Below are 9,025 nucleotides of genomic sequence, written 5' to 3'. Positions count from 1 at the left end.
AGAGACAGCCGCCGGGCGGGTCGCGCTGCGGCACCGGCCGCTGGCGGGGCGGGTCGCGGAGTGGCTGGGCCGACTGGCGTCCCGGGCTCACTCCCCGGGGCTGCGGCTCGCGGCCCTGGCCCAGCTGGCGCGCTGTTCGCCCGACGGGCTGCCCGGCGATGTGGTGCCGGTGGTCGCGGGGCTGCTGCGCGAGATGCGTTCCCCGCCGGAGGAGTCCGCCCCGGAGGAGGACGAGCCGGATCCCGGCCGGGAACCGGACGCGGAGCCGGTGGACCCCGACGCGGAGCCGGTGGACCCGGAGCCGGTGGCCGCCGCGGAGACCTGTCGGGGCGAGCAGGTCGCGACGCCGACGCTCGTGGGGCAGCTGCGGTCGCTCTCCGCGCAGGAGAACGCGGGGCGCGGCGCTCCCTGGGCCGCGGATCTGCTGCGCACCCTGCATGTCGGCCTCGACGACCGGGTGGGCGACCGCACGGCGCTGCTCGCCGACCAGTTGCGCAGCCCCGACCGGCGGCAGCGCATCGACGCCGTGCGGATGAGCGGCGGGCTGATACGGGCCTGGCGCGGCCCCTACGAGGAGTTGGTGGCGCTCGTCGGCGATCAGCTGTCCGACCCCGAGCCCCGGCTCGCCGAGGCCGCGTCCCATGTGCTGGAGGAGCTGTTCGGCCTCGCCGCGCCCGCCGCCGACGCCCTGGCCGCCCGGCTGGCCGACCGTCCCGGGGACTGGGTGAAGTCCTGGGCCAGCGGTCCGCCCGGACTCGGCTCCACCGTGAAGGCCCTGGCGCGCCTCGGCGACGCCCGGGCGGTGCCCGCGCTGGCGGCGGCGCTGGAGCTGCCACGGGTGGCGCACGACGTGGGGTTCGCGGTGGGCCACCTGGGGGCGGCGGCCCAGCCGCTCGCCGGGGCGCTGCGGCGCAGGCTCGGGGAGGTGGAGCTGGACGAGTCGGCCTACGACCGGGCGAGCCCGCTGCTGGCCGGGCTGACCGGACTGCGGGCGGGCGAGGCGACGCCCGAGGTGCTGCGGGTGCTGCGCGGGGCGCCCGAGTACCGGGGCGAGTGGCTGCGTACGGCGGCGCTGCGGGCGCTGGGGTCGTTCGGCCCCGCGGCGCGGGAGGCCGTCCCGGAGCTGCGGGCGCTGATCCGCCGTCCGGGGACGGCCTCGGCGACGGAGGCGGCCGAGGCGCTGTGGGCGATCTCCGGGGACACCGGGGCGGTGCTGCCTGTGCTGATCGAGGGCCTCCAGTCGCACCAGGTGCACGACCGGCGGGCGGCGGCGGTGGCGCTGGGGGCCCTCGGGCCGCGCGCCGCGGTGGTCGCGCCCCGGCTGCGCGGGCTGCTCGCGCACGAGGAGCTGTGGCTGCGGGTCGACGCGGCGATCGCGCTGTGGGAGGTGACCGGCCGGTCGCGGGAGACCACCGAGGCCCTGCTCGCCGACTGGGAGCGGAGCCGTCATGTGCGGGTCCGGGTGGCAGAATGCGTGGCACGGATGGGGCCGGTCCCGGAGGGGTCGGCCGCAGCACACGTCCTGCGGAGCGAACTCGCCTCCGTACGCCGTCACAACGCGATGGACGGCGGGTACGGCAGTCACGACATCCACGAGGACGAGAAGCTCCTGGCGCTGTGCCGACGGGCACTCCGGGGGACGGGGAAAGGAAGCACGGCATGATCATTTTCGGTACCAAGGGCTACCTCCACCAGCTGGCCATCCTGACGATGGTGTGCGGCTGGTGCGGCAATCCGGCGGCGCACACCCTGCGCAAGCGGGTCACGAAGTTCACGTTGTTCTTCGTGCCGCTGTTCCCGTTCTCGACCAAGTACGCCACGCAGTGCACGTTCTGCGGCGGGGAGCGGCAGATACCCCAGGAGGAGGCGGACCGGCTGCTCGCCCAGGCCGCGGCCGGGCAGGACGGCAACGCCCACGGCCAGGCCCCGCAGCAGCCCGGTTTCACGCCTCCCGGGCAGAACCCGTACCAGCGCTGATCCCACGGCCCTCCTGACCGCCCCGGCCCCGCGAGACCCCGCGACCGCGGGGCAGCGGGGCCGCGTGACGTCACCCCGGGGTACGACGTCGGCATTGCGCACGGTCGTCCGATTAGGGTGAGACCGCTGTGTCGTCCGTCGTCGAAGAGGAGGCGAGCCGTGCGCCCGCACCGCGTCCCGGCGGCGCCCCGTACCGCCGTGTTCGCCCTCGCCGCGCTCATCCTGCTGTCCGGCTGCGGCGCGGCCGGCGGGCTGGAGAGCGCGGGGGACGCGCCGTCGGCCGTCGAGCCCAAGAGCCTCTGGCCGGATTTGCCGCCCGCCTCCGCCGCCCCGTACGACTACGGCGAGGGCGAGACCGCGCGCATCCCGGGGATCCGGGTGACCGGCGGCGATGTGCGGCGGCTGGACCCGGTGACCGTGGCGCAGGCCGGACTGAAGGCGAAGACGGACCGGGACAGCGGCCTGGACGATCTGCCGGACGCCACGGTCCGGCGGATCGAGGCGTGCCGGACCGCCCCGGACGACTGCCCGGTCCTCCCGCCGTACTACCGCGACCTGACCGGCGACGGCAGGGACGAACTGGTCCTCGGCATACGGATGCCCGACCGGCAGCTCGCCCTGCGCGTCTACATGCCGGACGAGGGCCGGCTGACCCGGATCATGTCCACCTACGACGCCGTCATCAGCGTGGAGCTGGCGGGCCGGGACCTGATCATGCGGGCCCCCTCGGTGATCCCGGGGTACGAGTACCGCACCGCGTGGTCGTGGGACGACCGGCAGCGCGCGATGCTGCCCACCCGGGACGAGATCCTGCGGACGCCCGAGCACCGGAAGGCCCCGAAGCCCTCCGCGTCCTCCCCGGGGACGCGATGAGGCGCCGCGGGTTCCGCTCGCCCTCCTGGACCGCGAGCCTCACCTGGAAGTCCGCGGTGTTCCTGACCCTCATGTGCTGCACCCTGGCCGCCCTCCTCGGCTTCCTGGTGCACACCGCGTTCACCCGGCAGACGGTCGAACAGGCCCGGGAGAAGACGCTGAGCCGGCTGGAGGTGGTCACCGACGCGTACGAGGCCGGGGAGCCGCTGCCCCCGGGGTCCGGCATCGACCCGCCGGGCCTGCCCGCCTCGCTGCGCGCCCTGGCCACGGGCGGTGAGCGGGGCACCGTGGTCGCGGACGGACCGCGGCGGCCGGGCGCGCGCAGCGGACCCGCCATGTGGGCGGCGGGCCCGGCGGACGGGCGGGCGCTGGCGACCTGGACGGACTACAGCCACAGTGCCCGCGCCATCGGCGGCCTCGACCGGGCGATCGTCGGCTCCTCGCTGCTGGCCATCGCCGCCACCCTGCTCGTCGGCCTGTTCGCCGTCGGCCGGGTGACCCGCAGGCTCCACCAGAGCGCCCGGGTGGCCCGCCGGATCAGCGCGGGCGATCTCGACGCCCGGGTGCACGACCCCCGGACCGCGCGCCCGGTCCGCGCCCAGGACGAGGTGGCGATCGTGGCGGGCGCGCTCGACACCATGGCCTCGACCCTCCAGCGCAAGCTCCAGACCGAGCAGCGGTTCACCGCCGACGTGGCGCACGAGCTGCGCACCCCGCTGACCGGACTGTCGGCCGCCGCCGAACTGCTGCCGCCGGGCCGCCCGGCGGAGCTGGTGCGCGACCGGGTGCGGGCGATGCGGGCGCTGACGGAGGACCTGTTGGAGATCTCCCGGCTCGACGCCCGTACCGAGCAGGTCGACCTCGCCGTCCACGATCTCGCGCCGCTGGCGGAGCGGGTCGTCCGGGCCTCGGGCACCGACACCGAGGTACGGGTGACGGGCACGGCCCGGGTGGAGACCGACCGGCGGCGCCTGGAGCGGGTGATCGGCAATCTGGTGGCCAACGCCCATCGGCACGGGCACCCTCCGGTGGTGCTGAGCGTGGACGGCGCGGTGGTCTCCGTACGGGACCACGGCCCGGGGTTCCCGGCGTATCTGCTGGACGGCGGGCCGCAGCGGTTCCGCACGGACGGTGCGGGCAAGGGGCACGGTCTGGGGCTGACCATCGCCCTGGGCCAGGCCCAGGTCATCGGCGCCCGGCTGGACTTCGACAATCCGCCGGACGGCGGGGCGCTCGTCCGGATGACCCTGCCGGAGTACGTGCACCTCGACGACGGTGATTCCGGCGGGAACCCCGGTGATGACGGGGGTCGGGGCGGAACGGACGACCCGGACGGCCCAACCCGGAGCGTCCCTCACACAACGTGACGCGTTGCGGACCGTGTGTGGCGAATTTAGCGTGACCAGCACGAGCCCAGCTCGTGTCCCCCACGGTCCCTTCCTCATCGCATGGAGGCAGCATGTCCCCCCTGTCCCGCCCCTCGCGGCTCCGCCGGCTCGGTCTCTGCGTCGCCACCGGCACGCTCGCGGCGCTCACCGCCGCCGCTCCCGCCGCACTGGCGGCCGACCCCCAGCCCGTCGGACAGCGCGCGGAGGCAGCCGCGCCGGACCCGACGTCCGACGAGCTCTCCGCCTCGGCCCTGCAGCGCGAGCACGAGGCGCAGCAGAAGGAGGCCCGCCAGGAGGCGCAGAAGGAGGGCCAGGCGCGCCCCCAGGCACCGAAGCGGACCTACAAGGGACGTGTCATCGCCAAGCCGTACCTGCTGCTCCGTGACAAGCCGACCCGCAGCAGCCGCATCGTCGGCTCGGTCGAGTACGGCAAGATCGTCAACATCTTCTGCAAGACCACGGGCGACAACGTCGACGGCAACAACCGCTGGTACCTGCTGACCGACGGCACCTGGGCCTGGGGTTCGGCCCGCTACATCGAGAACATCGGCGCCGCGCCGAAGTGGTGCTGACCTCGCGTCACCCGCACGAACGCCCGCCCGTGGAGCCCGGCCGTGTCGCCGTCGGCTCCGCGGGCGGGCGCCTGTCCGATGGGCGCCGGCATGAACGGAGGCGCAGAGGGGCGTGGAAGGGCACCGAAAGGTGTGACATAAGGGAAATACCGCGCGCCTCTTGCTACGTTGCGGGGCATGACCGCAACGACGGCGGACGCTCCCCCGCCCGAGCTACGCCTGCCCAAGCGGCGCGGGGTGGAGCTCACCCTCCTCGTCGGGGGCGTCCTGATCTCCGTCCTCGGCTACGCGGCGGTCGGCCTCGCCCACGACGGCGCCGTGCCCCCCGACGTCGCCGGGTACGGCGCCGGGCTCGGCACGCTCGCCCTGCTCGCCCATGTCGCGGTCCGCTTCCGGGCCCCGTACGCCGATCCGCTGCTGCTGCCGATCGCCGTCCTGCTCAACGGGCTCGGCCTGGTGCTGATCTACCGGCTCGATCTGGAGACCCCGAGGGACCAGGCCGCGCCCACCCAACTCGTCTGGTCCACCCTGGGCGTCGCCCTGTTCGCGGCCGTGGTGGTGCTGCTGCGCGACCACCGGGTGCTCCAGCGGTACGCGTATCTCTCGGTGGCCTCGGCGCTCGCGCTGCTGATCGTGCCGATCTTCTTCCCGGCGGTGAACGGGGCGAAGATCTGGATCCGGATCGGTGGACTCTCCTTCCAGCCCGGCGAGTTCGCCAAGATCCTGCTCGCGGTGTTCTTCGCCGCCTATCTGGCCGCCAACCGCAACGCGCTCGCGTACACCGGCCGCACGGTGGGGAAGCTGCAGCTGCCCGCCGGCCGGGTGCTCGGGCCGATCGTGGCGATCTGGCTGCTGAGCGTCGGTGTGCTGGTGCTGGAGCGCGATCTGGGCACCTCGCTGCTGTTCTTCGGGCTCTTCGTCATCATGCTGTACGTGGCGACCGGCCGGACCGGCTGGATCGCGGTCGGTCTGCTCCTGGCCGCCGTCGGGGCCTTCGTCGTCGGCTCCTTCGAACCGCACGTCCACAGCCGGGTGCAGGACTGGCTGGACCCGTTCGCATCGATCGACGCGGGGCAGGGGCCGAGTCAGCTCGCCCAGTCGCTGTTCGCCTTCGCCGCGGGCGGGATGCTCGGGACCGGGCTCGGCGCGGGCCACTCCATCCTGATCGGCTTCGCCGCCAAGTCCGACTTCATCCTGGCGACCGCGGGCGAGGAGCTGGGGCTGAGCGGGCTGACCGCGATCTTCCTGCTCTACGCGCTGCTCGTGGCGCGCGGCTACCGGGCCGGGCTCGCCCTGCGCGACCCGTTCGGGCGGCTGCTCTCCATCGGCCTGGCGTCGATCCTGGCGCTCCAGGTGTTCGTGATCGCGGGCGGGGTGATGGGACTGATCCCGCTGACCGGGATGGCGATGCCGTTCCTCGCACAGGGCGGCTCCTCCGTCGTCACCAACTGGATCATCGTGGCCCTGCTGATCCGGGTCAGCGACGTCTCGCGCAGACCCCACCCGGAGCAGGCCGGGACCGGGGTCGTCGCCACTGCCGTGGAGGAGGACCGGTGATCCGCTACATCCGGCGGGCCGCCGCCTTCTGTCTGCTGCTGCTGGTGGCACTGCTCGTCAACGCGGCCCGCGTCCAGCTCTTCGAGGCCGACGAGCTGGACGGCAATCCGGCCAACCGCCGCACCACCATCGCCCGTTACGACCAGCCGCGCGGCAACATCCTGGTCGGCGACCGGCCCGTGACCGGCAGCAAGGAGACCGGCGAGCAGCTCAGCTTCGAGCGCACCTACCTGCACGGCCCGCTGTACGCGCCGGTGACCGGATACGCCTCGCAGACGTACGGCACCACGCTCATCGAGAACGCCGAGGACTCCGTCCTGTCCGGTACGGACTCCCTGCTGGCGCCGCTGCCCTTCTGGAACGAGTTCACGCGGGGCCGGCAGCCCGGGGGCGATGTCGTCACCACCATCAGGGCGTCGATGCAGCAGGCCGCGTACGACGGGCTGAGCGGGCGGCGGGGCGCGGTCGCGGCGCTGGATCCGTCGACGGGCGAGATCCTGGCGCTGGTCTCGACCCCTTCGTACGACCCCGAGCGGCTGTCCGGGACCGGTTCCGCGGTGACCGACGCGTGGGACCGGCTGAACGCGGCCAAGAGTCTGCCGATGCTCAACCGGGCCATCCGGCAGACCTATCCGCCGGGCTCCACCTTCAAGATCGTGACGGCGGCGGCAGCCCTGGACGCCCGGGCGGTGACGGACGCCGACGCGCCCACGGACACCCCGTCGCCCTACGTCCTGCCGGGCACGAGGACGACCCTGCCGGACGAGGCGCGAGGCTGCGCGCAGGCGTCCCTGGCGGACGCGATCCGGGTCTCCTGCAACACGGTGATGGCCCATCTGGGGGTGGAGGTCGGTCTGGAGGGGATGGTGGAGGCCGCGGAGAGGTTCGGCTTCAACGACACCGGGCTGCGTATCCCGTCCGGGGTGGCGAGGAGCAACTTCGACACGGAGATGAGCGACGACCAGCTGGCCCTGTCCTCGATCGGGCAGTTCGACACGACGGCGACCCCGCTCCAGATGGCGATGGTCGCCTCGGCGGTGGCCAACGGCGGGGATCTGCGCCGTCCGCATCTGGTGGACCGGGTGACCACGAACGACGGGGACACGGTCCGGCAGCAGGGGTCCGATCCGTACGAGCGGGCGATGAGCCCGTCGACGGCCGTCCAGCTCCAGCGGATGATGGTCGACGTGGTGGAGAACGGCACCGGGTCGAACGCGGCGATCGACGGGGTGAAGGTCGGCGGCAAGACCGGCACCGCCCAGCACGGCGTCGACAACTCCGGACTGCCGTACGCCTGGTTCATCTCCTGGGCCCAGGCCCCCGACTCCGGCCGCCCGGCCGTCGCGGTGGCGGTGGTCGTGGAGGACGCCGCGGCCGACCGGGACGACATCAGCGGCGGCGGCAGCGCGGCCCCGATCGCCCGGGCCGTGATGGAGGCGGCGTTGGAGGAGTAGGCGGGGCGCGCGGAGGGGCGCACCGGCAGACTGGGTCCCATGACACGGACGACCTCCGCGGTGACGCGGGCCCTGGAGCGGATCGGCCGGCTGGACCCGGCGCTGCACGCGTTCATCGAGGTCTGGCCGGACGAGGCGCTCGCCCGCGAGCGGGAGGCCGTGGCGCGGCGACTCCCCCTGGGCGGGATGCCGTTCGCGGTGAAGGGCCCCTCCGGGATCCGGTCCTTCGCGGCGCGTCGGCTGATCGCGGCGGGCGGGTCCCCGGTCGGTGCGGCCTCGGTGCCGGGACCCGGCACCCACTGGCAGACCTGGGGCCTGGGAGCGCATGGCCGTACGGTCAACCCGTGGCGGGCGGACCGTACTCCGGGCGGCTCCTCGGCCGGGTCGGCGGTCGCGGTGGCGACGGGGATGGCGGAGCTGGCGACGGGCAGCGACGGAGCCGGGTCGGTGCGTATCCCGGCCGCCTGGTGCGGGGTGTTCGGGCTGAAGACGACGAACGGGCTGCTCCCCTCCCCCGACCGGTCGGGGCTGGCCTCGGCCGGGGTGCTGGCCCGGTCGGCGGCGGCGGCGGAGCCGTATCTGCGCCACGTGCTGGACGGCGGCGCGCCGGACGCCGCCCCCGCCCCGCTGTTGCCGTTGCCGGCCGTGTACAGCGAGGACCTCGGATTCGCGGAGGTGGACCCGGAGGTGGCGGCCGTCGTCCGGGCGGCGGTGGACCGCCTCGTCGCGGCGGGAACCGTACGCCTGCTGGGGCGCGAGGCCGCGCTGCTCGACCCGGTGGGGGCCTGGACGGCGGTACGGGGCGGGTCGCCCGACGACCCGGAGGCGGTGCGGGTGCGGCGGACGAACGACGAGCGGCTGGAGGCGCTTCTCGCCGGCGGGGCCCTGCTGCTGACCCCGGCCACCCCGAACCGGCCGCACGGCCACGAGGGCCCGGGGGGCCTCTACTCCACGGCGTTGACCTGGGCGTTCAACCTGAGCGGGCACCCGGCGGCGAGCCTGCCCGCGGGATTCACCGGGGACGGCTGCCCGGTGGGGCTCCAGCTGGCGGCGGCGCGTGGCGCGGACGTCCGGCTGCTCGCCGCGGCCCGCGCGGTGGAGGACGCCCTGCCCGCCGCACCGATGCCGCCCACCGCGGGGCGGCGCTGACGGGCGGGAGTGGGCGGCGGGGCAGTGGAGCGGCGGGGCGGGGGGGGCGGGACGA

The 9,025-nt window shown here is 74.7% G+C and carries 8 protein-coding genes; all 8 read left to right on the top strand.

Annotated features, from left to right (window positions below):
- Positions 1-1,663, top strand: a 1,663-nt coding sequence (locus CR470_RS32675) for a PBS lyase (protein ID WP_097871083.1), incomplete at its 5' end; no start/stop codon positions are given.
- A complete protein-coding gene (locus CR470_RS32670; protein ID WP_097871082.1) occupies positions 1,660-1,977 on the top strand; it encodes a zinc-ribbon domain-containing protein in 318 nt (105 codons plus the stop codon). The genes CR470_RS32675 and CR470_RS32670, both read left to right, overlap by 4 nt.
- A gap of 159 nt (positions 1,978-2,136) precedes the next feature.
- A complete protein-coding gene (locus CR470_RS32665; RefSeq protein WP_097871081.1) occupies positions 2,137-2,850 on the top strand; it encodes a hypothetical protein in 714 nt (237 codons plus the stop codon).
- Positions 2,847-4,217, top strand: coding sequence for a sensor histidine kinase (locus CR470_RS32660; RefSeq protein ID WP_097871080.1), 1,371 nt, complete (start codon positions 2,847-2,849; stop codon positions 4,215-4,217). Before CR470_RS32665 ends, CR470_RS32660 begins: the two co-directional genes overlap by 4 nt.
- A 92-nt stretch (positions 4,218-4,309) precedes the next feature.
- Complete coding sequence (locus CR470_RS32655) at positions 4,310-4,810, top strand: SH3 domain-containing protein (RefSeq protein ID WP_097871079.1); 501 nt, start codon at positions 4,310-4,312, stop codon at positions 4,808-4,810.
- A gap of 177 nt (positions 4,811-4,987) precedes the next feature.
- Positions 4,988-6,367: an FtsW/RodA/SpoVE family cell cycle protein gene (locus CR470_RS32650; RefSeq protein WP_097871078.1), complete on the top strand. Its 1,380-nt coding sequence runs from the start codon at positions 4,988-4,990 to the stop codon at positions 6,365-6,367.
- Complete coding sequence (locus CR470_RS32645; protein ID WP_097871077.1) at positions 6,364-7,821, top strand: penicillin-binding transpeptidase domain-containing protein; 1,458 nt, start codon at positions 6,364-6,366, stop codon at positions 7,819-7,821. The genes CR470_RS32650 and CR470_RS32645 overlap by 4 nt, the downstream gene beginning before the upstream one ends.
- A 39-nt stretch (positions 7,822-7,860) precedes the next feature.
- A complete protein-coding gene (locus CR470_RS32640; protein WP_097871076.1) occupies positions 7,861-8,970 on the top strand; it encodes an amidase in 1,110 nt (369 codons plus the stop codon).
- The last annotated feature ends 55 nt before the right edge of the window (positions 8,971-9,025 follow it).

It is taken from the genome of Streptomyces sp. rh34 (assembly GCF_002551245.1).
Taxonomy (GTDB): domain Bacteria; phylum Actinomycetota; class Actinomycetes; order Streptomycetales; family Streptomycetaceae; genus Streptomyces.
This window is presented reverse-complemented; position numbering and strand designations above follow the sequence as displayed.

Bases quoted from the DNA above. Each gene is read 5' to 3' on its own strand.
- CR470_RS32640 (WP_097871076.1), top strand. From the start codon at position 7,861: ATGACACGGACGACCTCCGCGGTGACGCGGGCCCTGGAGCGGATCGGC.
- CR470_RS32660 (WP_097871080.1), top strand. From the start codon at position 2,847: ATGAGGCGCCGCGGGTTCCGCTCGCCCTCCTGGACCGCGAGCCTCACC.
- CR470_RS32655 (WP_097871079.1), top strand. From the start codon at position 4,310: ATGTCCCCCCTGTCCCGCCCCTCGCGGCTCCGCCGGCTCGGTCTCTGC.
- CR470_RS32650 (WP_097871078.1), top strand. From the start codon at position 4,988: ATGACCGCAACGACGGCGGACGCTCCCCCGCCCGAGCTACGCCTGCCC.
- CR470_RS32670 (WP_097871082.1), top strand. From the start codon at position 1,660: ATGATCATTTTCGGTACCAAGGGCTACCTCCACCAGCTGGCCATCCTG.